We start from the raw sequence: 24,439 nt of genomic DNA, 5'->3' as shown, positions 1-24,439 counted from the left end.
TTCGATCGCGGTTGGTTTTCTCACCGGCCTTGCCCTCGCGACGCACCCCATCGCCGCCGTCCTTGCGGCGCCGCTGGGACTCGGCTTCGTTGCCGTCATTTGGTCCACTCGAAAAGACGCCGCCTCGCGCATCGGCGGACCGCTCGTCGCGGCGGCGATCGCCCTGGCCGTCATCGCGCCGTGGGTCGTACTGCATGGGCGCAATTACGTCGAATGGTACTTTCATGAACTGGAACACGGCGCGCCGATCACCCGGCTCGCGCGGGCCGGTTTCTTCCGGGTCTTCCTTCGCGAGGCGCTGCTGGATCAGGCCGGACCGTGGGTCGTCGCCGAAGCAGCCGGGGTCATTCTCGCCGTCGCGTTCGGCATCCGACGCAGCAGCGCGCGTGTCGCGCGGCGGCGTTTCCTGCTCGCGTCGATCGCTTTCATCCTGGTGTACGCCCTCGTCCTCACCGCGCGCAGCAACGCGGCGAACGCCTGCTCGTTGCTGCACGAGCTGCTGCTCATCGTGGCGGTCGATGCCGGTCGAGACGCGTGGTCCTTGGCCCGTGAACGCATGACGTCGCGGTCGCTTCGGCTCACGGCCGCCATCGGGCTCGCGGCGATCCTCCTCGCGGGGACGTTCACCAAGCTCGGCTGGATCGGCCGCGCCGACCCCGAGCCCACACCCGGCGCGTACATCGAGTGCCTGCGCGGGAACGACGCGCGGCGACTACGCCTGACGGAGAACGGTTTCGACACGATGTGGGAGAGGCTGGCCGGCCGGGCAGAACCGAGGCCCGTCGCGTTCCACGCATGCACGGCGAATGCGGCCGAGGACGTCACCTGCGAGACTCCGCCGTTTTTCGTCACGGACCGCCTGCGCGACGCGGCCCTCCTCCACGGAGTGCGGCTCGCAGCCGACGAGGCAGCGCCCCGTTCGATTCACGTCGTATCGCTCGGGGACGACATGCACCTGGAAGAGACGTCGCTGCGCGCGCCGATCGCCGCGACGATGGCCGACATCCGCTCACGGGGATCGCGCCTTCGCACCCTGCGCGAGGAGTGCGTGATCGCTCCGGACGGCGTGCACCGGCGGGGGTTGGTCGCACTGGCGGAAAAATCCCTCTGAATCCTTGCATTTGTGCCCGGTTTTTCGGGATTTGCGCGGGGCGAATCGACCCTTTTTCTTTGCGTTCAACTGTGTCAAACTTCTTGCCTGTTCGAGGGGAACGCTCCGTCATTTCGATTCGGGATCACAGGAGAGGGCCATGAGCAACATGATCACCGTGCACAATCCCGCCACCGACGAGGTGTTGGGCGAGGTCAAATCGTACAGCTTCGAGGAAGGCGTCGACGCGATCAAACGGGCGCGCGCGGCCCAGCGCCGCTGGGCGTCGAAGTCCCTGGATGAACGGGTTTCGATCATCAAAAAATTCCAGTACGCCCTCGTCGAACGCGCGGAGGAGGTCTGCGAGCTGATTGCCCGCGAGAACGGCAAGCCGCTCATGGAGGCGATGGAGACCGAGGTCATGCCGATCGTCGATCTCACGGCGTATTTCTGCAAACGCGCGCCGAAGATTCTCGCCGACGATCCGATCCCCATGCACCTCGTGAAGTACCGCAAGAGCTACATCAACTACCGCCCCTACGGCGTGCTGCTGTGCATCAGCCCGTGGAATTTCCCGTTCACGATTCCGACGGGCGAGATCATCATGGCGCTCATCGCGGGCAACGCCGTCGTGCACAAGCCCGCCTCGATCACGCCGCTCATCGCGCTCAAGTGCCGCGAACTGTTCGACGACGCCGGGCTCGACGCCGACCTGTATCAGGTGCTGCCGATGGCCGGCTCGATGGCCTTCAAGCTCATCAGCCAGGACGTGAACTACGTCAACTTCACCGGCTCCACCGACGTCGGCCAGATGGTCGCCGCGGAGTGCGGCCGCCTGCTGATCCCCTGCTCCATGGAGCTGGGCGGCAAGGACCCCGCCATCGTGTGCGAGGACGCCGACGTCGAACACGCGGTCGGCTCGCTCGTGTGGGGCGCGTTCGCCAACGCCGGGCAGGTGTGTGCCTCGGTCGAGCGCGCGTACGTGCACGAGTCGATTTACGACGAGGTCGTCAAGAAGGTCGTCGAGCGCGTCTCGAAGCTCAAGGTCGGCAACCCGATCGAGGACGGCGTCTCGATGGGCCCGATGACCGACCCCGGCCAGCTCAAGGTCGTCATCAACCAGATGGAAGAGGCGAAGAAAGCCGGTGCGAAGTTCCTGACCGGCGGCTACAAGATCGAGGGCCCCGGGCAGTTCTATGCCCCGACCGTGATCGTCGATGTCGATGACAGCTTCGAGTGCGTGCGCGAGGAAACCTTCGGCCCGACGCTGCCGATCATGAAGTATCGGACCGAGGACGAGGCGATCCGCCGCGCGAACGACTCCAAGTTCGGCCTGAACGCCTACGTCTTCTCGACCAACAAGTTCAAGGCGAAGCGCATCGCCGAGCAGCTCGAGGCCGGCACCGTCATGGTCAACGAGGTGCTGCTCACGCACGGCCTGCCCGAAACCCCGTGGGGCGGCGTGAAGACGTCGGGCGTCGGCCGCGTCCACAGCGACGAGGGCCTGCGCGGCCTGTGCATCCCGTATCACATCAACTACGACCTGGTGCGCCAGCCCGCGTGGAGCCCCTTCTGGCAGCCCTACACGCACAAGATGTACCACGGCATGGTGGCGACGATCCGGGCGATGTGGGGACGCGGCCTCGGCGGCAAGATCGAGGGCGTGAAGGACCTGTTCAACATCCGCGCGAAGATCGCGAACGGCGCGAACGGCTCGGGCCGCGCGCCCGGCGCGCCCGCCGGACAGAAGGCGTAGCCGAACCCGAAACGACACCCTCCGGCCCCGCTCACGGTCAACCCGCGAGCGGGGTTTTTTTGCTTGACAAATGAAGACAAATGTCTTCTATTGAAGACGAGGGAAACGACGACGCCGAACGGCGCTGTCGAGCGCGCGCGAGACGCGGAGAGCACGATGTCCAGAACACCGACCGGGCAGACCCGTGAGCGGATCTATCGCTTCGTCGCCGAACGGCTGCGTCGCGGCGATCCGCCGACGATCCGCGAGATCCAGCGCGCGATGGGCTTGGGCGCGGTCGAGGTCGCGCGCCGCCATCTGGAGAACCTCGTGCGCGAGGGCCGGCTGCAAAAGACGGCGGGTGCCGCCCGGGGGTATCGCCTGCCGCCCGAATCGAATCCGCGGTCGCGGCGTCCGATGGGCATCCCGCTGCTGGGCGCGGTGCAGGCGGGCGCGCTGACCACCGCGTTCGAGGACCCGGAGGGCTGGCTGTCCGCCTCGCCCGCCATGCCGCCGGGGGAGTTTTTCGCCCTGCGGGTGCGCGGCGAGAGCATGACGGGCGCGGGCATCCGGCCCGGCGACATCGCGGTCGTGCGCCGGCAGGAGCGCGCGGATTCGGGGGACATCGTCGTGGCGCTGGTCGAGGACGAGGCCACCGTCAAGCGGCTGCGCGTTCGGTCCGGCGTCGTCGATCTCGTCCCCGAGAATTCGGAATTCGCCCCGATCCGGCTCTCCGCCGATGCGGTCCGGATTTTAGGCAAGGTGATCGAGATCCGCCGCTACCTCGAAGCCATTCCCTTCGTGGAGTCCTGACATGAGTTTCAGGAGCCAGTCATGAGCGCCGCCGATCTGGCCCGTCTGTACGAGGACCTGCCCGCTGGCGCCCTGCGCAAAACCGGGGCGGTGCCGTCCGCACGCCCGCTCGTCGATCCTTGGGCATGGGAAAACCTGACGGGCCGACTGATCGAGATCTCGGCGGCGCGGCGCGGCGCGCAGCTCACGGTCGCGTCCGAGATCGTCGTCCGGGCGCAGATCGAAAACGAGCTGTGCGCGTGGGTGACGCCCGCCGACCAGAGCTTTTTTCCGCCCGATTTCGCGGACAACGGGGTCGACCTGGAGAGCCTCGTCGTCATCCGCGGTCCCGACGCGCTCCGCCGGCTTCGGGCGGCGGATCATCTGGCCCGTTCGGGATCCTTCGGGCTGGTCGTCGTGGACCTTTGCGCCGACCCCGACGTGCCGCAAAACGCGCTCTCCCGGCTGGGAGGGCTCGCGTCGCATCACGCCCTGGCGATCGTCTTTCTCACGCGCACGCCGCCCGAGCTGCCGTCGCTCGGGCCGCTCGTCTCCCTGCGTTTCGAGGCCGGTTGCGAAAACGCCGCCGCGCATCCCGGCGACGACCCGCGGCGGGTGTGCGCGTGGGAGGTGCTCAAAGACAAGCGCCACGGGCCGGGGCGACGTCGCGAGGTGAACGTCGATGGCCCGCCTGGCATGCGTTGACCTGCCCGCCTTCCCGCTCCAGGTGCTGCTTCGGCGGCACCCGGAGTGGAAGGACCGCCCCGCCGTCGTGGTCGATCACGACAAGGCGCAGGGCCGCACCCTGTGGGCCAACGAGGCGGCCCGGCAATTCGGCATCCTGCCCGGCATGTCCTACGCGCAGGGCCTGTCGCTGTGCGCGCAACTGGTCGCGGGGGTCGTTTCGGAACCCGACATCGAGGCCGGCCTGCGCGAGGCGCTGGGCATCCTCACGACGCACTCGCCCCGCGTCGAGGTCGTGCGCGACGAGCCGGGGGTTTTCTTCCTCGATCCCACGGGCCTCGAGCGCCTCGCCCCGTCCGCCAGCGCGTGGGCGCGGGGCATCCGCGACGACCTCGCGGGCGCGGGCCTCGCCGCTTCGGTCGTCGTGGGCTTCTCCCGGTTCGGCGCGTACGCGGCGGCACGGTCGTTCGCCCACGGCACCGTCTTTCGCTCCGAGGCCGACGAGCGCGAGGCCCTCGGGCGCATCGGGCTCGACCGGCTGAATCTGCCGCCCGGAGACCGCGACCATCTGGCGCGCCTGGGCGTGCACACCGTGGGCGCGTTCCTCGCCCTGCCCGAGAGCGGCCTGACGCGGCGCTTTTCGCCCGCCACGCTGCGCCTGCACCGCGAAGGCGCACAAAAAGACCGCCCCCCGCTGCGCCCCGAGATGGCGCCCGAACCCCTGACCGTGCACCGGCACATCGACCCGCCCGAGGCGCAGGCCGACCGCCTGCTCTTCGTCGCGAAACAGGGCCTCGCCGTGCTCACCGCCCTGCTCGCCGAAAAATACCTCGCCCTCGCGCGGCTCGACCTCGAGCTGCGCCTGGAGGATCTGTCTTTCGTGCGCCACGCGATCGAGCCCGCGGAACCGACGCTCGACCGCAAAGTCATCCTGAACCTCGTGCAGCTCAAGTGGTCCGGTCACGCGTGGACCTCGCCGGTGTCGGAGATGCGCCTGACCGCGCATCCGAGCGTCGCCACGACCGAGCAGCTCAGCCTGTTTCACCAGCCCCGGCGCGATCCGGCCGCCGCCGACCGGGCCCTGGCGCGCATCCGCGCGGAACTCGGCGAGGACGCGGTACGGACCGTGCGCCTGCGCGAAGGGCACCTGCCCGAGGCGCAGTGGGAGTGGGTGCGCGCGGACCGGAGCCGTTCGCCGCGCGCCCGCCCGGTGCGCACGCCGCGGCGGGTCCGGCGGATTTTCGCGAAACCGCTCCGGCTGGACGGCGAGATGGCGCACGCGGTGATCGGATGGCCGACGCGCGGATCGCCGGCCGACCCCGCCGCCCACGCGGGCGGCCCCTTCCCCGTCTCCGGCGGATGGTGGAACCGGGAAATCCGACGCCGGTATTTCTATGTCGAAACCGAAAGCGGCCAGAACCTGTGGATCTATTTCGACGAGGTCCGGAAGCGGTGGTTCTGTCAGGGGCTGGTGGAGTAGCCGCGGCGAAACCGATGGGGTGCCCCGGAGAGTCGGGATGTCCGCAAGCACGCGCAGCATTCATACGCCCGGCGCGCCCGCGCACGCCGCGCTGTGGTGCAAGAGCCACTTCTCGTTCCTCGAAGGGGCGTCGCACCCCGAGGAACTCGTGGAGCAGGCGCACCGGCTCGGGCTGCGGGCGATCGCCCTGACCGACCGCGACGGCGTGTACGGCGTGGTCCGCGCGCACGTGCGGGCGCGGGAACTCGGCGTGCACCTGATCGTCGGCGCGCAGATCACCGTGGACGACGGCGACGCGATCGTGCTGCTGTGCGAAACGCGCGAGGGCTACGCGAACCTGTGCCGGCTCCTCACGAAAGGACGGCTGCGCTGCCCCAAGGGCGAGAGCCGCGTGTCGTGGGCCGAGGTCGCCGATCACGCGACGGGCCTGTGCGCCCTATACGGTGTCGCGCCGAGCGGCGGCGCGGGGAGCCGTCTGGGCGATCCGGCGGAACCGATGGCCGTCGCGCGGCTGTTGCGCGACGCCTTCGCGGGCCGCGTCTTCGCCGTGCTGGACCGCCACCAACTGCCCGACGAAGCCGAGCGCGAGCGCCGGATCCGGACGCGGTCACGCATCTACGGAATGCCGACGATCGCCGCGCCCGAGGTGCTCTATCACGACCGCGCGCGGCGACCGTTGCAGGACGTGCTGACGTGCGTGCGCCACGGCGTGCGGATTCACGAAGCGGGCCGACTCACGAAGCCGAGCGACGAATTCGCCCTGCACTCGATCTTCGAATTCCGGCGCCTCTACGCCGACGACGAGGACGCGGTCCGGCGCACGCGCGAGCTGGCGGACCGGTGCGGGTTCGGCATGGACGAGCTGCGCTATCGGTATCCGTCCGAGAACCTGCCCGACGGCATGACGGGAAACGAGTGGCTGCGCCATTTGACCTTCGAGGGCGCGCGCGGCCGCTACCGGGGCGATGTGCCGCCCGAGGTCGCGCGTCAGCTCGAAAAGGAGCTGCGCGTCATCGAAAAGCTCGACTACGGCGGCTACTTCCTGACGATGTGGGAGATCGTGCGCTTCTGCCGCGAGCACGAGATCCTGTGCCAGGGCCGGGGCTCGGCCGCGAACTCCGCCGTGTGCTTCTGTCTCGGCGTCACGGCCATTGACCCGGTGCGCATGGATCTGCTGTTCGAGCGCTTTTTGTCGGAGGACCGCAACGAGCCGCCCGACATCGACCTGGACATCATGCACGACCGGCGCGAGGAGGTGATCCAGTGGGTGTACGGCCGCTACGGTCGCGACCGGGCGGCGATGGTCGCCAACTTCATCCGCTACCGGCCGCGTTCGGCGGTGCGCGACGTGGGCAAGGCGCTGGGCATGGCCGAGGTGTCGCTCGACCGCGTGGCCAAGCTGCTGTCGCACTGGGGCGGCGGCGTCGCGCCGCAGGCGTTCGTACAGGCGGGGCTCGACCCCGAAACGCCGACGCATCGGATGGCGATCGCGCTGGCGAACGAGATCCTGGATTTCCCGCGCCACCTGTCGATCCACCCAGGCGGGTTCCTGCTCGGTCACGAACCGGTGCACGATCTGGTCCCCATCGAAAACGCGTCGATGGAGGATCGCACGGTCATCCAGTGGGACAAGGAAGACGTGGAGAGCCTCGGTCTGTTCAAGGTCGATCTGCTCGGGCTCGGCGCACTCACGCACCTCGACCACGCGTTCCGGCTGCTGAAAGCGCACCGCGACGTGGACCTGGGCATGGCGACGATTCCGCCGGACGACGCGCGGACCTTCGACCGGATCGACCGCGCCGACACGGTGGGGGTGTTCCAGATCGAGAGCCGCGCCCAGATGGCGATGCTGCCCCGCCTGCGTCCGCGGAATTTCTACGATCTCGTCATCGAGGTGGCGATCGTGCGGCCGGGCCCCATCAGCGGCGGCATGGTGCACCCCTACCTGCGTCGGCGCGCGGGAGAGGAGCCGGTGGAGTTCCCGCATCCGTGTCTCGAGCCCGTGCTCAGGAAAACCCTCGGCGTTCCGCTGTTTCAGGAGCAGGTCATGAAGCTCGCCGTGGTCGCCGCCGACTACACCCCCGGCGAGGCCGATCAGCTTCGGCGCGACATGGCCGCGTGGCGACGCAGCGGACGGCTCGAGGGCCACCGCGAAAAACTCATGACGCGCATGGTGGCCAAGGGCATCACGCCCGAGTTCGCCGAGCGTGTCTTCGAGCAGATCCGCGGCTTCGGCGAGTACGGATTCCCCGAGTCCCACGCGGCGAGCTTCGCCCTCATCAGCTACGCCACCGCGTGGATGCGGGAGAATTTCCCCGTCGAGTTCACCTGCGGCCTGCTCAACGCGCTGCCGATGGGCTTCTACTCCGCGGCCACCATCATCGACGACGCGAAGCGACTCGGCGTCGAGATCCGCCCCATCGACGTGGCGGCGAGCGACGACGCCTGTACGCAGGAATCGACCGGCGGGCCGCCGCCGATGGACTTCGCCGTGCGCGTGGGGCTGCGTTTCGTGAAGGGGCTCGCCGCGGCGCTGATCGAGCGGATCGTCGCCGAACGCGCGCGCGCGCCCTTTGCCTCGCTCGACGATTTCGCCGCGCGGGTGCGCCCCGACGCGCGGACGTTTCGCCTGCTCGCCGAGGCCGGCGCGTTCGAGTCGCTCACCGCGCACCGGCGCGAGGCGCTGTGGAATGTGCTCGCCCTTTCGCGTTCCGAATCCAAACCGCTCGCCCTGCGCGAGCGCGACGAAGCTCCGGATCTTCACGCGCTCGATGCGCTCGAGACGATCGACTGGGACTACCGCGCGATGGCGCTGTCCACGCGCGGCCATCCGCTCGGCGCGCTGCGGCCGCGCCTGCGGGAGCTCGGCCTGTTTCCGGCGTCGATCGTCAACGCGAAGCCGAACCGGCGGCGGGTGCGTTACGCGGGTCTGGTGATCTGCCGGCAGCGGCCCGACACGGCGGGCGGAACCACGTTCATGACGCTCGAAGACGAGACGGGCTTCGTCAATCTCATCATTCGGCCGAGCGTCTTCGAGCGGCACGCGGCGCTCATCAAGACCGCGCCGTTTCTCGGCGTCGCCGGCCTGCTGCACTCCGAGCAGAGCGTGGTGCACCTCGTCGCCGACGAGTTCTGGACGCCGGAGATCTTCACCCCGACGCGCAAACGCAGTCGGGATTTCCACTGACCGCTATTTGGCCTTGCCCTGCGCGGCGACCTGCGCCATGGCCTTGGCGACCTCGTCGGGATCGCCGAGGTAGTAGCGGTTCGTGGCGCGCAAATCGCCGTCGAGCTCGTACACCAGCGGCATGGCCGTGGGGATGTTGAGCGAGACAATCTCGTCGTCGGAGACGTGGTCGAGGTACTTCACCAGCGCGCGCAGCGAGTTGCCGTGCGCGGCGATCAGCACGCGGCGGCCCTCGGCGACGCGCGGTGCGATTTGCGCGTGCCAATACGGCAGCACGCGCGTGAGCGTGTCCTTGAGGCACTCGGTGGCGGGCAGCTCCGACGGCGCGAGCCCGGCGTAACGCGGATCGTGCGACGGATGGCGCGGGTCGGAGGCGTCGAGCGGCGGCGGCGGGATGTCGTAACTGCGCCGCCAGATCTTGACCTGCTCCTCACCGTGCGCCGCCGCGGTCTCGGACTTGTTGAGGCCCTGAAGCGCGCCGTAGTGTCGCTCGTTGAGCTGCCACGCGCGCTGCACGGGAATCCACATCAGGTCCATCTCGTCCTGCGTGATCCACAGGGTGCGGATCGCGCGCTTGAGCACCGACGTGAACGCAAGGTCGAACGAAAAACCTTCGGCCTTCAACAGACGCCCCGCCTTTTTCGCCTCCTCGTGTCCGCGCTCGGACAGATCCACATCCGTCCAGCCGGTGAAACGATTTTCCCGATTCCACGCGCTCTCGCCGTGGCGAAGTAAAACCAGTTTGTGCATGAAAGCGCCCCCGAAAAAGCCCGGGTGAAAATGGACGCGGCGCGGCCCGACGCGCGGGCTGTCAGCGCAACGACGGTCGGATATTCGCCGCAAAGGCGGCGGCGTTCAAGAGGATTTCGAAAGCTCGACGAGCGGAGAACGGCGACTAGTTGCAGGCCCCGCGCCGACGATAGCGGATGAAGAAGCCCTGGTATTCGTACTGCGTGCCTTCGGGTCGCGGCCCGGCCGAAACGTGCTCGCGGAAACTGTGGTGATCGTCGGACATGACCGTTTGAACGTGAACGACGACCCGCGACCTCGCACGGGCGTGTCCGTCGTCCTCGACCGTTTTCACGGTGGTCAGGAATGGAACCATTCCGCGCCGCCACACATTCGCATCGCGCTTGCGTCGCCGGCCCGACGCCCCGATGTCGTCCGGCATCGGACCCGTGTAAAGGGCTTTCACCAGGATCGTATCGCCCACGCTGACGTCGGCGGACGACCGAAATCGGCACGTCGAATCGCCGAGGACTTCGAACTCCTCGATGGAAATCTCTTTCACCTCGATTCCTTCGAGATTCCGAGTATCGATCTTCGTCTTTCCCATGGCGGACCTCCCTGGTGCACGTCATACGGGATGCGAAATCGCTCGACACTGCCCTACGCCGATACCGATCACTCGGTTAAGAGCAACAAGTGCGCCAATTGTAACAATACTCGTAAACACACGAATTCGTTGATAGAAATTTTTCTATAGATCTGTCACTTCATTGCCGCGAGACACATTCGAGACACTGTGTGTCTCACATTTGTCTCAGCGTCTCTTTCGGAGCGGACGTCTAAGCGGTTTCGGAGATTCCGAGTCGTGAGAGGTGCCGGTAGAACGTCGCCCGGCCGATCCCGAGGCTTTTCGCCGCGAGCGACCGATTCCCTCCCGCCTTACGAATCGCGTCCAGATACCGCTCGCGCTCTCCACCGCGATCCGCGTCGTCAGGCCGCGTACGGTGCCGCGAAAACTCCGGCGGCAAGTCTGCGAAGGTGATCAGTCCGCCGGAGCAGTGCACCGTCGCGTACTCGATCGCGCTGCGCAGCTCGCGCACGTTTCCCGGCCACGGGTATTCCAGCAACGCTCGCATCGACGGGGCGTCGAATGAGGCGACGGATTTGCCGAGCGCCGTCCGGCTCATGCCGAGGAAGTGCCGGATGAGCATCGGAATATCCTCTCGCCGTTCGCGCAGGGGCGGGATTTGAATGCGCATGACGCGGATCCGGTACAGCAGGTCCGCGCGGAAACGCCCCGCCTCGACCTCCGCCGCCAGATCCCGGTGCGTGGCGGTCAGGACGCGGGCGTCGCTCCGCTCCGGCTGCGTGTCGCCGACTCGCGTGTATTCGCGCGTTTCGAGCACGCGCAACAGGCTCGACTGCATGGAGGGCGAGATGTCACCGATCTCGTCGAGCAAGATCGTGCCGCCCTCGGCGGCGGCGAAAAACCCGCGCCGGTCGTCCACCGCGCCGGTAAACGATCCGCGCCGGTGACCAAAGAGCAGGCTCGCCAGCAACGCATCGGGAAGACCGGCGCAGTTCACCGCGATGAACGGTCCCGCCGCTCGCGGCCCGGCGTTGTGAATCGCGCGCGCGACCAGTTCCTTGCCCGTTCCGGTCTCGCCTTCGATGAGCACGGTCCAGTCCAGCGGCGCGATCTCGCGGATACGCCGACCGATTCGCGACATGGCCTCGGATCGCGCAACAATCTCCGGAAAATCGACTTTTTCGTCGAGGGCCCGGCGCAGCCGGTATTCCTCGGAGCGGTCGTAGAGCAGGAGGATCGCGCCGTCGGGATTTCGCGGATCGTCCCGCGCTTCGAGATCGATCCAGAACCCTTCGCCGTCCTCCGTTCCGAGGGAGATGGAGATGCGCGAACGTTCTCCCTCGCTCATGCGCAGAAGTTCCGCGACCGCGTCGGCGTCGGCGCCCCTGGGACGAAGAACGTCCGCGCACGGCTTCGGAAAGACTTCGGCGTCGTCGAATCCCGTGAACCGCCTCGCGGAACGATTCATGAAAGTGACGCGACCCTCGCCGTCGAGCGTGACGACGCCGAGGGCGAGCAGGTCCATGATGGCCAGCAGATCGTCGTGGGATTTCCGCGTGTCGCGGTAGACGTATTCGAGCGCATTTTTCGACTGGAACCGCTCGATGGCATAACGCGCCACCCGCTTCAGCAGCGCGCCGGTCATTTCGTTTTTCGGCAGATAATCCTGCGCCCCCTGGCGCAGCGCGAACGCCGCGAGCCGCTCGTCCTCGAGACCGGTCAGAACGACGATCGGCAGATCCGCGACCTCGCGATGCATCCGGCAGAAGGTCTCGATCCCGTTGCTGTCGGGCAGCGACAGATCGAGCAGGACGACACCGAACCCGCCGCGCCGGGCATCCGCGATGCCCTCGTCCAGCGTTTCGCGCCAGACGAGGTCCCAATCCGGCGCGGCGTCCCGCACGAGTTCTCGAATCAGGCGCGCGTCGCCCGGACTGTCTTCGATCAGGAGCAGACGCATGGAACCGGGGACCTCATCGTGGTTCATCCCCGACGTCACGGCACAGGGATGCTGGCGGGTAACGTCATGAAAAACGAAGATCCGACGCCGGGCTCGGACTCGGCCCGAATCGTCCCTCCGTGGATTTCGACGATCTTGCGGCAGACCGCGAGCCCGATCCCGGTGCCTTCGTATTTCGAACGCGGATGCAGGCGCGTGAACATCGTGAAGATTCGTTCCGCGAAATGCGGCTCGAATCCCACGCCGTTGTCCCTCACCTCGATGGTCACGGTCGTCGTGTCGGTGCCGGCAAGAACGGCGATTTGCGGGGGCCGATCGGGCGAACGGAACTTCAACGCGTTGCCGAGAAGGTTCTGAAAGAGACGCGCGATCAGGATTTCATCTCCCCGAATCGCCGGTAGCTGCCCGACATCCACGACGGCGTCGGAATCGGTGATCGCGGCGCCGAGCGTGCGGAGCGCATCCCGGATCGCGGCGGTAAGATCCAATTCGCGAAATTCCGCGAGGTCCCGACGGACGCGGGAATATTCGAGCAGGTCGGAAATGAGCCTGCGCATCCGATCCATGCCGTCCAGCGCCAGGCGGATGTACTCCTCGGCTTCACGGTCGAGGCGATCCCCGTGACGCTTCTCGAGCAGTTGCAGGAATCCCGAGACCATCCGCAGCGGCTCCTGGAGATCGTGACTGGCGACGTAGGCGAACTGTTGCAGTTCCGCATTCGAACGCGCGAGCAACTCCTCCGCGGCTTTGCGTTCCGTGATGTCGCGGCCGACGGACTGGATTTCGACGAGTTCGCCGACGTCGTTGAAAAGCCCGCGATGGGTCCACGATTGCCAGTGTTCCGTTCCGCGCGCGGCCCTTGCCCGGGCTTCAAAGAGTCCGATCGGGTCCTCCGGCGCGAGCGACGCGAGCAGGTTGCGCAGGTCCTCGCGATCGCGCTCCCGCAGATTGTCCGGGAAATAAGAGCCGATGAGGCGCTCGGCGGGCATGCCGCGAAACCGGCTGTAGCTCCCGTTCACGAACGTCAACGTCCCGTCCGGAAGGAAACGACACACCAGATCGGCCTGATCCTCGACAATCGCCCGGTACCGGGCTTCGCCGGCTCGCAGATGCAGCTCGGAGTATTTTCGCGGGAGATGTCGATCAGGCTGCCCGTCATCTCCAGCGGCAGACCGTGACCGTCGCGCGAGAGCAGCGCCTCATCCCGGATCCATACATAACGTCCGTTGCGTTGCCGAATACGGTACTCGCAGACCGCGTGTCCCCGCTCGATGGCCTCGGCCAGCGCCGCGAGGCACCCCCGCCGATCGTCGGCGTGGATTCGCTCCGCCCAGAATCCCGGTCGATCCAAGACTTCTTTGGCGGTGAATCCGATCAGGCGCTCCACGTTGTCGCTCACGAACGTGCGTTCGAATCCGACATGAGGGCGGGCGCAATACACGACGGCGGGACTCGCGTTCAGGAGCGAACGCAGCCGCCCGACCGGCTCGCCCGAGTCGTTCGCCGTCGCGTCGGTCAACGGTTTGTCCCTTTTGCCCAGGGCGGCTTCACGTCGCCCGGACGCCGATTCAGACGCAGCGCGCGCCGTGCGAATTCGGCCTCGACCTCGCCCGGCGAGACGCCTTCTCGCGCGAGAGCCACCCACGCGAAGTAGAGCACGTCGGCGGCTTCGCCGCGCACGTCGGCGGCGCCGGACGCGGCGGCGAGCTCCGCCGCCTCTTCGAGCAACTTGCCGCGCAGCATGTCCGGCGTGTCGAGCAGCCGGCGCGTGTAGGATCCCGGCGGCGCCTCGTGAACACGTTCGCGCAGCCGGGCGTAAAGTTCCGCGAATCCCTCGCGCTCGGGCCATCGGTTCGGCCACGCGGCATCAACGCGCGGGCCGGCCACCAAATACCGCAACGCGCGCCCGCCGTGATCGATCTGCACGGCGACCAGCGCGCCGCCCAGCCAAACGGGCGGCGACGCGACATCCGCCGACAAGTATGCGCGCCGCTCGGTCATGGAGCGTCGAATCGAATCCGGGTTCGACCAACCCCACGCGACGAGAGCGCCGAGGTCATCGCAAATCGCCGTCCAGAGGTTCGCGTTCCGATCGCAAGCGATCCGTGCGCAAAACGCCGTCGCCTCGTGATCGGGCGGGCATCGATGCGCGTCGCGGATCGCGACGGTGCCCGCGGGCGCGGCGGCCGGGTCGAACGAAGCGGCGTCGATCATCACGACACGCTCTCGCGAATCCTCGTTCGCGCAAGTCCGATCGGTCGTCCAGATCGTCGCGGCGGCCAGTGCTTTCGCGACGTCACCGGCGCGATCCGCCCAGAGGCCGATTCGTTTCGGAGGGATCTCCGCAGGGAGCGTCGCGGCGATATCGGGTTCGACCACGACCGAGATTGCGCCCTCGTCCAGCAATCGCGTGACGAGTGTGATGTCGCGGCAGCGCAGCACGTGCGTCGGTCGCTCCCGAACGAGTTCCACGAGAACATCCGTCTCGATGGTCGTCAGTGGTTCTTCGCCCAACTCCACCGCGCGCGGCGCGGCGAGCGGCGCGAGCCACCACGGACCCTCGGAGGCGGCACGCCGATCGGTCGCTCGGTCGCGGGGACAGGCGGCGAAGGGAAATACGGGAATCAGCAAGGCGCGTCCACCGCGGCGAAGACGCCGAATCGCGCGGCGCACCGCTCGATCGCACCATCCAGCACGAGGGCGGCGAGTGCCGAGAGATCCGCCGATAGCGGACGATCGACCGTGACAACCGGGAACACGGGCTCGATCTCGCGCAGCACCGCCTCGCCCGCTTCGCACAAACGGCGATCCGCCTCGGGGACCTCATGTCGATCGAGGGTCACTTCGCCCGATGCGGTGCGAGCGCGTGACGGCAGCCACGGCGTGCGCTTTCGAATCGCGGCGGCCTGTGCGGCGAAGGCGAGTTCGACCGCCAGCGCCTCGGCGAGGCGCGGGAGTGCGTCGTACGCACGGATCGCGACATTGGCCGCCATGCTGACGTGATCCTCCTGCCCCGCGTCGGTCGAGATGCTGAACAGGTGCGTGGGCATGCACTGTCCCCACAGCCAATTCGTGAGCGACGCCGCGACATATTCCGGCGCCATCATACCGGATGACGCGGCCTGCCGGGCATTCCACTCCGGATCGTCCGTGGGTCCCGGCCATTTCAGGTCCGCACCGAGCCCCCGGTTGCGGGCCTCGTCCACGTACCTGGCGCATCGCGCACCGACGAGCGACGCAATCATCGCGGCGGCTTGAAGCAGACCGTATAGATCGACGGCGACCGGCATGCCATGAAAGTGGCCGCCCGAAACGATGTCGGTGAACGCGTCGTCCTCGCCCGAAAGCAGAATGGGATTGTCAGTCACGCTGTTCGCTTCGATCGCAAAGGTTTCGTTCGCGCGGTCGATCAGCGTTCGCGCCGCGCCGAGGATCTGCGCCGCGCAGCGGAGGTTGTATGGATCCTGAATCTCGCCGTCGATGTCGTAGGGCCGGTGCGCCTCGCGAATGGGTGAATTCGCCGTGAGCGCGCGTAATACCGCCGCCGTCCGCACCGAGCCCGCATGCGGCCGCAGCGCATGCAGGTCTTCGCGCCACGGCGTATCGGCACCGAGCATGACCTGCAAGGTGAGCGAGGTTCCCACGCACGCCGTGCGCCACAACGATTCCAACCTCGCCGCCGCAAGCACCCCGTACGCAGTACTGAACTGCACGCCGTTGTTGAGCGCGAGCCCTTCTTTCATTTCGAGGACAAGCGGTTCGATTCCGGCGCGGGCGAGCGCCGCCGCCGCATTCAGGCGCTCGTCGCCGACGAACACCTCGCCCTCGCCCATCAGGCCGAGAGCAATATGCGACAGCGGCGCGAGATCGCCACTCGCGGATACCGAGCCAAAACGGGGAACGACGGGGGTGATGCCCGCGTTCAGGAATTCGACCAGTTTTCGCGGGACCTCGGAACGCACGCCCGAATGCCCCCGTGCGAGCGACCGGGAGCGCATCAGCATCGCCGCGCGGATCACGGGAAGCGGCGCGGGCTCGCCGACGGCACTGGCGTGCGACCGGATGAGATTGCGCTGAAGCTCCGCGGCGCGATCCGCATCGACGGCCAAGCGCACGTTGTGTCCGAATCCGCGATTGAATCCGTATGCGGGGACGTTGCTCGACTCGACGAATTCGACGACCTGCCGTCGGCGCTCGTCGAGCATCCGCCCGGTTTCGTCGTCAAATTCCACCGCCGCATCGTCGTCCGCGACAGCGCAAATCTCGCCGGGCGTGAGATCGCGGTCGTGGCGGATGCGCACGGGGTTCATGGCGTCGCTCCCTCAGGAACGTCTATGAGGGCTCGGAATTCGTCGAGGCGATCGAGGTCCGGTCGAAAAACGAAGTCGGCCGCAGTCGCGACGACGCCGGTGCACCCCTCGTCGCGCAGCGTATTCGCCGCGGCCTGAACCACGTCGCGGCGGCACAGCCACACCAGTTCCCGGGTTCCGTCCGGTTGCGCGTCGGCTTCCGAGGGCAGCGCCGTCATCGGCACGCACCGAAGATCCCCCGCGTTGAGCGCGTCGAAGATGGCGCGCGCCCGCGCCCGCGGCGCCCAGGCTCTTAGCACCAGCTCGTTCGCCGCCGCCATGCGGCTCTCAATGAGATCGACGATTCGCGCGAGCGACGCAAGCCGCGCGGCGTTCCAGTGATCGGAATTCGACGACACCATCAAACCCGCCTGCGAATCGACGAGCGTCCCGTCATGGAGTTCCTTCAGGTGGTTTTGCGTCAGCGTCCCGCCCGTCGAGGAGAGATCGACGATGAGATCCGCCGCTCCCGACGCCGGCGCGCCCTCGGTGGCACCCAGGGATCGCACGATCACGTAATCGCGAACTCCGTGGCGCAGGAAGAACTCGCGGGTGAGCCGGGGAAACTTCGTCGCGACCCGCAGCGGGCGGCCGTGGCGCACTCGATAGATCGATGAGACTTCCTCGAGATCGTGCATCGTGGTGACATCGATCCAAACGCGCGGCACCGCGACCACCAGCCGCGCGTGCCCAAAACCGAGATCCGGGATCAATCGAAACGTCGAACCCGAATCCGAACCATTCTCGAGACGAAGGTCTTCGCCGGTGATGCCGATCTGCGCGCCGCCCGATTCCAGGCGCTCCGGAATCTCGTCCGCGCGCAGCAACAACACATCCACGCCGTCGACGCCGGCCAAGGTTCCCACGTAATCGCGCCCGGGGCCCGACGGTCGAAAACGAAGCCCCGCCGAACGCAGAAAGTCGAGCGTCTTTTCGTGGAGCGTGCCCTTGCTCGGAAGCGCGATCGTCAGTCGATCGGAGTGCGTTCGCGTCATTTCGCCGCCTCCGCGATGATGCGCGCAAGGTGCGTCACCGTGAGCGCGAATCCCGCCGACGGGATGTCGCGCGCCGCGCCCAGCGAGCGAAGCAGCCCGTCGTAACGGCCGCCCCCGCCGACGACGATCTCTTTTCCGGCGTGTCGCGCTCGAATCTCGAACACAAGCCCCGTGTAGTATTCCAGCTCGCCGCGCAGGCCGAGATCCCACGTCACGCGCCCGACATCGACGCCCGACGTTGCGAGCGCCGCGAGGCGGGACTCAGCGCGTTCGATCGCACGCAGGCCGTCGTCCGATCTGAAATTCCGCATCCACGTTCGCGCAGCCGCAAGAACGGATGCGCCGTCTCCACGGATTTCGTTCCATGCGCGCAGTTCGGCGGCGATCTCGGCGCTCACGGCGTCGTCCGACGCAACTTCGGCTTTCGTTGCGAGTCGCTCCGCGATCTCGTCCGCCGTCCGCGCGCCCACGTGACGCACGTTGACGAGCGCGAGGATCTCCTCGATCAGCGTTCGCGACGACTCCGCGCCCATTTCCGCGAGCCGCGAGTCCGCATTTGCCTCGCCGGCGCGATCGCGTGGGGTCCGCGTCGCATCGAGTGCAGCGAGAAACGCGTCGGGCCGCCACAACTGGCGGAGCAGTCTCGCACGGATGCGCGGCGCGACGGGCACGGTGCGCACCGCCTCGGCGGCAAGCCCCAGATCGCCCGCGACGATGGTCGCGCCGATGGCCCCGGCGGCATCGGCGGCACGCAACGCGAACGCGAGAATGCGTGCGTCGGTCTCGGGGGCATCCACGTCGCCGATCCACTCCGCTCCGGCCTGCACATACTCTCGCAGCGGCGTGTCGCCGCCGCTTTCCGATGTGTACCGAAACACCGGACCAATGTAGGCCAGGCGCGCGGGCGTCTCGGATTTCGCCGCCAGCCGTTCGAGATACAGGCGCGCCGTGGGGATCGTCAGTTCGGGGCGCAGGCAGATCTCGCGCCCTCCGGGGTCCTGAAAGATGTACATGCGTTGACGGATGGCCTCGCCGGAACGCGCGAGGAACGGACCGGGCTCGGCGAGGACCGGGGGGTGCACGAACGCGAAGCCGCCGTCGTCGAACAGGCCTTCGAGCGACGCGCGGACTCTCCGCGTCGCCGCCATCGCGGCGCCATCGATGTCCCGCGTTCCGGGCACCGGTCCCGTCGGCGTCATGTCATCGCCCCAACATTTCGAGAATCGCAGGCACGAGTTGGTCCCTCGGCACGGCGCGCTGCGCGGGCTGGCCCTTGCGCCACTCCTCGCGATCCGCGATGTCCTTGGCGAGCGCCGCGCCGAGCCGCATGTCCTTGATCGTCACCTCGCCGCGCGCGAACTCGTCCCCGCCCGCGATGACCGCGATGGGCGCGCGCCGTTTGTCGGCGTACTTCATCTGCGCGCGAAATCCGCCCGAGCCTAGGTACATTTCGGCGCGAATCCCCGCCTCGCGAAGTTCCGAGGTCATCTTCTGATACTCGGCGAGACGCGGCGCGTCCATGACCGTGACCACGACCGGCGCATCGGCGTCGGACGATTCGACACGGCCCAGCAGACGCAGCGCCGCGAGCAGCCGGTCCACACCGATGCTCGCGCCGGTGGCGGGCACCTTGTCGCCGGTGAATCGCTCGACCAGATCGTCGTATCGGCCCCCACCCGCGACCGAGCCAAACGAGACTTTTCGTCCGGCGTCATCGACCGTCTCGACGGTCAGAACCGCCTCGAAGACCGGCCCGGTGTAATACGCCAGCCCGCGCACGAGGCCGGGATCGAACTTCACGACGTCGGAGCCGAGCCCCATCGCGTCCAGCAATGCGTCGATGCGCTCGAGTTCCTCGACCCCTTCCGCGCCGACCGCGCTCGTTCCCACCAGCGACCGAAAGACGTCGCACGTAGCGGCGCGGTCCGAGCCCGTCGCGCCCAGAAACGCAATCACGGCTGCGATCTGGTCCGGGGCCAGATCCGCGCCGCGTGTGAAGTCGCCCGATGGGTCCTTGCGTCCCTTGCCCAGCAACTCACGAACGCCTTCGAGCCCGAGCCGGTCGAGTTTGTCGATGGCCCGCAAAACCGTCATCCTCGCGGCGGGGTCGTCCGAGACGCCCGCGCGTTCGAGGATTCCGTTCAACACCTTGCGGTCGTTCACGCGGATTTCGAACTCTCCGGGGCGAATTCCGAGTTCGCCCAGAGCCGCCGCCAGCACCGCGCACGCCTCGGCGTCGGCGGCCGGCGATGCGCTGCCCACCGTGTCGAAATCGCACTGTGTGAACTGGCGGAAACGCCCGGGGCCGGGTTTTTCGCGCCGCCAGACAGGTCCGACCTGAAAACGCCGATAGGGCTTCGGCAGATCGTTACCGTACTGCGCCACGACGCGCGACAGTGGCGCGGTCAGGTCGTAACGCATCGCGAGCCACTGTTCGTCGTCGTCGCGGAGGGCGAAAACGCCCAGATCCGGCTGGTCCGCCTCGGGAAGGTACTTGCCGAGCACATCGAGGTATTCCATGGCCGGCGTGTCGAGCGGTTCGAATCCGAAACGCGCGTAGACGGACGTGATCGTGTCGATCATCCGCCGACGGGCGGTCACGTCCGCGGCGAAGGAATCGGCGAAACCGGCCGGTTGCCGGGGTATGGGGCGGTCGTTCGGGGCGCTCATGGCGTTTCCACGTTCGTTCGGATTCTCGTTCGAGTCGGAAAAAAAGCCAATTGAGTCCCCTCAATTGGCAAAAATACTGCGGGAGGGAATCGAACCCACGACCTCCTGATCCACAGTCAGGCGCTCTAGCCAACTGAGCTACCGCAGCCCAAAAACGCGGCGGATATTAGCGGCTTCGATCCCACGTGGCAAGCCGCGAAGGATGCGGCGAAGTGAGCGGAAATCCTTGGATTTTCCGTGGGTTTTCGCATCGCCGGGGCCCCGGCGGGGACCAAGCCGGAGACACTCGCACGACCGCGAGCGAAAGTCGTTGCCGCCGCGTGAAGGGGCTCACGCCGAACTCGATGTGCTTGAGTTTCGGCCCGTTTCACCGATATGTTGTACGCATCCTCGACGGGAGCCCACATGACCACCCAGCCCGTGGGATTCGATTGGATTCCCCGCGTTTACCTGACGGTGGCGTGCAACTATTCGTGTTTCTACTGCACCAACGCCCTGCCGCCGCGAAAACTGATTTCTGCGGAACGCTGGATCGAGGTCCTGAACCGGCTACCTGGCGACGAGTTGATTTTCACGGGCGGCGAACCCACCCTTCACCCGGGATTCACCGACATCGTCAACGGTGTGAAACAGGCCAAGATTCGCATGTACACGAACATGTCGTGGGACGTCGGGATGCTCGACCGCCTGCAAAAACGCATCAAGGTCTTCGCGTCGTGCCACCCGGGGCAGAAGAAGTCGGACACGGTCGAGGCGATTTCGGACAAGGCCGTCGAACTCCTGCGTCGCGGGCACAGAATTCTCGACATCCACTCGATCGCCGCGAACGGCGACCTGAGCGAGGCTGTCGAAATCTTCGCCCGCAAGGGACTCAAACTGCGCATAGAGCCCGACATGTGGGAAGTCATGGAGACCATGATTCCCGACCCGTCGGTTCATTGCCGCATCAACCGGTTTTTTCTCGGCCCCGACGGACTGCGTTATCTGTGCATCAAGAAACTCGAGGTCGGCGATCCCACGGGGGTCGTGAACCACAGCCGACTGGAAGCCGAGCGGTCGTGCCATATTCACGGCGAATGCCGTCCCTGCGACGTTCGCATATACCGCGTGCGCCCGCTGTTCCGGTCCAGCGAAAACATCACCGCCGCCGCGGGATGATCCGGGCTCTCCCTCCCTTTCATGGATGACCTTCTCCAGCGCTACGAATCCAACCTGAACGCACTCGCCGCGCGCGACGACGAGCTTGCCCAACTCCTGCGCGGATGGACGGATCGTTTTGATCTGGAACTTCTTCCAGCCGCGGACGGCGGCTGGGCCCTGAACGTGGATCAGGGTCAGGGGCCGATTCGCGTGTCTTCCGCGGAAACGCCCGTCGCGGACGCGACGCGATACGTCGATGCGAATCTGCCCGGCGCGCCGGGGTTCGCGCCCGTACTGCTCGTCGGCGTCGGCGTTGGGTACGAAGCCGCCGAGTTCTTCCGCCGCCTGAACCGTGAGCCGGGCGGGCGCTGGCAGGCGATGTATGTCGTCGAGCCGGACCCCGAGATCTTCAAGGCCGCGCTTCATGTCGCCGATTGGCGGGAGATGGTCGCCGCGCCGCACGTGCGCCTGTTTGTCGGGGAAGACGCGGTCGGTCGCCTTCGCGAGTTCTTAGATTCCGACCCGATGAAGCCCCTGCCCCAGTCGGTGTGCGTGCGCGGGCAGGCCGCCGCCGCGAAAGAGGCGGCCACGGCGGTGGGTGACGTCTTGCGCCGCCGCGTCGACCTCGCGAAATGCCTGAAGGCTTCGGTCGACGACTTCTACCGTGCACAGCCGGTGGAGTTTTGGCTGAACGAGGATTCGTGGCGCGTCCTGCTCATCAGCAGCGGGTGGTCGCACTTCGTGCAGTATGCCAACCGCGACATCGACGAGGCGCTCACGGCGCTGGGGCACACGGTGCGGACGATCGCCGAAAGAGACCGCGAGGACAGCCTGACCGGTCCCGCGCTGCTCGCCGCGTTGGACGAATTCCGGCCGCATCTCATCCATCATATCGACCACATGCGTTTCGAGTCCTCGGCGATCTACCCGGCCGATCTGCCCTTTCTCACCTCGATGCTCGATTACTTTCCGTCGCTCGAAAATTCGGAGGCCGCGAAAAAGCTCGGCGATCGCGATTTCGTCACCGGTTACTGCGCTCATTGGGCGATGTACGGATACAACTCCGCGCGCCTGCTCCCCCAGGAGCCGCTGGTCAACGAGCGCATCTTCCGCCCGCTCGAATCCGGGGACGGCTCGCTCGATAGGCTTCGATGCGACATCAGTTATGTCAGCAACATCGGCAGGACCGCCGAGATGTACTTCGACGACGAGCGACCGCGATTCGCCGCAATGGGCGACGATGCGAAGAGCGCGGCGGAAGAACTGTTCGAGGTCGTTCGGGCGCGATTCGCCGAGGGCAACACGATCTGGACGCAGGGCGAATACGCGGATCTGCTTCGTGCGACGCGCCGAGGCCCGACGCTCGCCGAAAGCATCGTGACGGCGATCGCGCACGCCTTTTTCGCGCAGATCGGCAACGCGCTCTTCCGGCAGATTCCCCTTGTCGCGCTCTCGCAAGCCGGCTTCGATCTGCACCTTTTCGGGCGACATTGGGATCACCACCCGAAACTCGCGCGCCACGCACGCGGTGTGCTCGAACACGGTGAAGAACTCAACCGGCTCTTTGCAGCGTCAAAGATCAACCTGCACATCAACCAGATGGCCGTGGCGCACAACCGACTGTATGAGGGCATCGCGGCGGGCGCGTTTTTTCTGATTCACGAACACCGTGATGTGAAACGCACCGGGCTCAATCTCTCCGACGTGCTCTTTCGAGGCCGTGACGACTTGCTTCGTCTTTGCGAGAAATACTTGTGCGACGACGATGCGCGCCGCGCCTTCGCCGAGCGAAACCGCCCGCGTGTGCTCGAACGATTCACGTTCACGCGTCAATACGAACGCACGATGCGCGACCTGCGTTCGCGGCTCGCCCTCGCGCGGATTTTCCAACAATGGGATGCGGCGCTCGAACGACACGCCGAGCCGGTCGGTGAACTACTCACGCGGCGGGACTTGTCGGCATGGACGACCCAGATCGCCGGATTCGACGCCGCCGTCGCGATGGATCGGCTATTCGGTGATCGGCCGGAAACCCAGGACGCCGCGTGCGCGTTTCATCGGCGCTTGCTGGCGGCGGCCGAGAAGCACGACGAGCGGATCGCCGCGCATTCGATCAACAAGCACATCCGTCGTCGTGCGTTCCAGTCGCGGCGCGTGCTGAATCCGTCGATCGGCGAAGACCCCGAGGGCCGCCGAATGCTTGTCCGGCTCGCCGAGATGGAGTTGCCCTTCGCGAAGACCCCGTACCTGTGTGCAGTCGCGCCCGACGGCATGCTCGTCATCCCCGACGGATTCGCGCTCACGCACGAGGATGACGAGCGGACGGCCTGGCGTTTCGATCCCGATACGCAGTCCGCAACGCCGTTCGCGCAAGAGATCGGATTGAACCCCGGGTCCTTCGCGCCCGATGGCGCCTACTGGGCGCAGATCGTGGGCCAGGGAATCTGCCGTTTCGCGGACGGGCGTCGCGACATCGTCATCCACACCGGGCCGACGACCGGGTTCAATGTCGTTTTGCAGACCCTCGTATCTTCAGGCGGTGACATCATCGTCTGGGATCGCGAGACCGGGCGGGTGACGTTGTTCTCACCCGAAGGTGAGTTGCTGCGCGATCTGATCGCTCCGCGTCGGTTCAACGACGTGCGTGGGCTGTGCGTCAGCGGGAAAGAACTCGTCGCCTGCTGCGGCGGAAGAGTCACCGCGGTCGAACTGAACGATCCGGCGAATTCTCGCGAATTCCGGCGCGCTCCCTACGGCCGATGGTGCGCGACGGCGGCGACCGGTTCACGCCTCTTCGCCGCCCTCTACACGCCCATCCAACTGAAAAACGGACGCGTCGGAACGCGGGCGCGGGCGATTGCCATGTTCCGGCCCGAAGGTCATCTCGAATTCATGTGGGACGGTCTCGACGATCTGCCGTTGCCGCTCTCGATGAACATCATTCGCTTCGAGGGCCGCGCGTGTCTCGCGATCACTTCGTTCCAGAAGCGAACCGTGACCGTCTTCGATTACGGCGCCGACTGAGTCGCGGTTTCCGGC

18 protein-coding genes and 1 tRNA gene are annotated in these 24,439 nt (G+C 66.8%); 8 read left to right on the top strand and 11 right to left on the bottom strand.

The genetic code is table 11. The annotated features are described in order from the left end of the window. From IT350_00715 to IT350_00690, 6 genes are all read left to right on the top strand, one after another. Nucleotides 1-1,111: hypothetical protein (locus IT350_00715; GenBank protein MCC6156545.1), on the top strand; the 1,111-nt coding region annotated here is incomplete at its 5' end. A 139-nt stretch (nucleotides 1,112-1,250) separates the two neighbouring features. After that, entirely contained in the window at nucleotides 1,251-2,846 is a 1,596-nt protein-coding gene (locus tag IT350_00710; GenBank protein MCC6156544.1) for an aldehyde dehydrogenase family protein, read from the top strand. A 156-nt stretch (nucleotides 2,847-3,002) separates the two neighbouring features. After that, nucleotides 3,003-3,638: a repressor LexA gene (gene lexA / locus IT350_00705; protein ID MCC6156543.1), complete on the top strand. Its 636-nt coding sequence runs from the start codon at nucleotides 3,003-3,005 to the stop codon at nucleotides 3,636-3,638. Nucleotides 3,639-3,659: 21 nt separating this feature from the next. Continuing rightward, nucleotides 3,660-4,322: a recombinase A gene (locus IT350_00700; protein MCC6156542.1), complete on the top strand. Its 663-nt coding sequence runs from the start codon at nucleotides 3,660-3,662 to the stop codon at nucleotides 4,320-4,322. After that, the gene (locus IT350_00695) at nucleotides 4,300-5,781 is read left to right on the top strand and encodes a DNA polymerase Y family protein (protein MCC6156541.1); all 1,482 of its coding nucleotides are present in this window, start codon (nucleotides 4,300-4,302) and stop codon (nucleotides 5,779-5,781) included. The genes IT350_00700 and IT350_00695 overlap by 23 nt, the downstream gene beginning before the upstream one ends. A gap of 37 nt (nucleotides 5,782-5,818) precedes the next feature. Then, a complete protein-coding gene (locus IT350_00690) occupies nucleotides 5,819-8,968 on the top strand; it encodes an error-prone DNA polymerase (protein ID MCC6156540.1) in 3,150 nt (1,049 codons plus the stop codon). A gap of 3 nt (nucleotides 8,969-8,971) precedes the next feature. Here IT350_00690 and gpmA read toward each other — a convergent pair whose 3' ends face one another. The 11 genes from gpmA to IT350_00635 form a co-directional block, all read right to left on the bottom strand. Next, nucleotides 8,972-9,718 carry a 2,3-diphosphoglycerate-dependent phosphoglycerate mutase gene (gene gpmA / locus IT350_00685; GenBank protein MCC6156539.1) on the bottom strand — a complete coding sequence of 249 codons (747 nt, stop codon included), beginning with the start codon at nucleotides 9,716-9,718 and terminating at the stop codon, nucleotides 8,972-8,974. 145 nt (nucleotides 9,719-9,863) lie between these two features. After that, nucleotides 9,864-10,304: a hypothetical protein gene (locus IT350_00680; GenBank protein MCC6156538.1), complete on the bottom strand. Its 441-nt coding sequence runs from the start codon at nucleotides 10,302-10,304 to the stop codon at nucleotides 9,864-9,866. Between the two features lie 232 nt (nucleotides 10,305-10,536). Continuing rightward, nucleotides 10,537-12,246: a sigma 54-interacting transcriptional regulator gene (locus IT350_00675; GenBank protein MCC6156537.1), complete on the bottom strand. Its 1,710-nt coding sequence runs from the start codon at nucleotides 12,244-12,246 to the stop codon at nucleotides 10,537-10,539. Nucleotides 12,247-12,281: 35 nt separating this feature from the next. Then, on the bottom strand, nucleotides 12,282-13,274 hold the full coding sequence (locus IT350_00670; GenBank protein MCC6156536.1) for a PAS domain S-box protein: 993 nt from the start codon (nucleotides 13,272-13,274) through the stop codon (nucleotides 12,282-12,284). After that, nucleotides 13,271-13,765: a PAS domain-containing protein gene (locus tag IT350_00665; GenBank protein MCC6156535.1), complete on the bottom strand. Its 495-nt coding sequence runs from the start codon at nucleotides 13,763-13,765 to the stop codon at nucleotides 13,271-13,273. The genes IT350_00670 and IT350_00665 overlap by 4 nt, the downstream gene beginning before the upstream one ends. Continuing rightward, entirely contained in the window at nucleotides 13,762-14,877 is a 1,116-nt protein-coding gene (gene hisE, locus IT350_00660) for a phosphoribosyl-ATP diphosphatase (protein ID MCC6156534.1), read from the bottom strand. Before hisE ends, IT350_00665 begins: the two co-directional genes overlap by 4 nt. Next, nucleotides 14,871-16,556: an aromatic amino acid lyase gene (locus IT350_00655; GenBank protein ID MCC6156533.1), complete on the bottom strand. Its 1,686-nt coding sequence runs from the start codon at nucleotides 16,554-16,556 to the stop codon at nucleotides 14,871-14,873. Before IT350_00655 ends, hisE begins: the two co-directional genes overlap by 7 nt. Further along, a complete protein-coding gene (hisG, locus tag IT350_00650; GenBank protein ID MCC6156532.1) occupies nucleotides 16,553-17,590 on the bottom strand; it encodes an ATP phosphoribosyltransferase in 1,038 nt (345 codons plus the stop codon). The genes IT350_00655 and hisG overlap by 4 nt, the downstream gene beginning before the upstream one ends. Then, nucleotides 17,587-18,789 carry an ATP phosphoribosyltransferase regulatory subunit gene (locus tag IT350_00645; GenBank protein MCC6156531.1) on the bottom strand — a complete coding sequence of 401 codons (1,203 nt, stop codon included), beginning with the start codon at nucleotides 18,787-18,789 and terminating at the stop codon, nucleotides 17,587-17,589. Before IT350_00645 ends, hisG begins: the two co-directional genes overlap by 4 nt. A gap of 1 nt (nucleotide 18,790) precedes the next feature. Then, the gene (locus IT350_00640) at nucleotides 18,791-20,260 is read right to left on the bottom strand and encodes a histidine--tRNA ligase (GenBank protein MCC6156530.1); all 1,470 of its coding nucleotides are present in this window, start codon (nucleotides 20,258-20,260) and stop codon (nucleotides 18,791-18,793) included. Nucleotides 20,261-20,334: 74 nt separating this feature from the next. Beyond that, nucleotides 20,335-20,408 (bottom strand) — tRNA-His (locus tag IT350_00635). A 257-nt stretch (nucleotides 20,409-20,665) separates the two neighbouring features. Between IT350_00635 and IT350_00630 the strand changes: the two genes are divergently transcribed. Then, nucleotides 20,666-21,418, top strand: coding sequence for a radical SAM protein (locus tag IT350_00630; protein MCC6156529.1), 753 nt, complete (start codon nucleotides 20,666-20,668; stop codon nucleotides 21,416-21,418). A 21-nt stretch (nucleotides 21,419-21,439) separates the two neighbouring features. Further along, nucleotides 21,440-24,424, top strand: coding sequence for a glycosyltransferase family 1 protein (locus tag IT350_00625; GenBank protein ID MCC6156528.1), 2,985 nt, complete (start codon nucleotides 21,440-21,442; stop codon nucleotides 24,422-24,424). Nucleotides 24,425-24,439 lie beyond the last annotated feature (15 nt).

Source organism: Deltaproteobacteria bacterium (assembly GCA_020845895.1).
GTDB lineage: Bacteria > Lernaellota > Lernaellaia > JACKCT01 > JACKCT01 > JADLEX01.
This window is presented reverse-complemented; position numbering and strand designations above follow the sequence as displayed.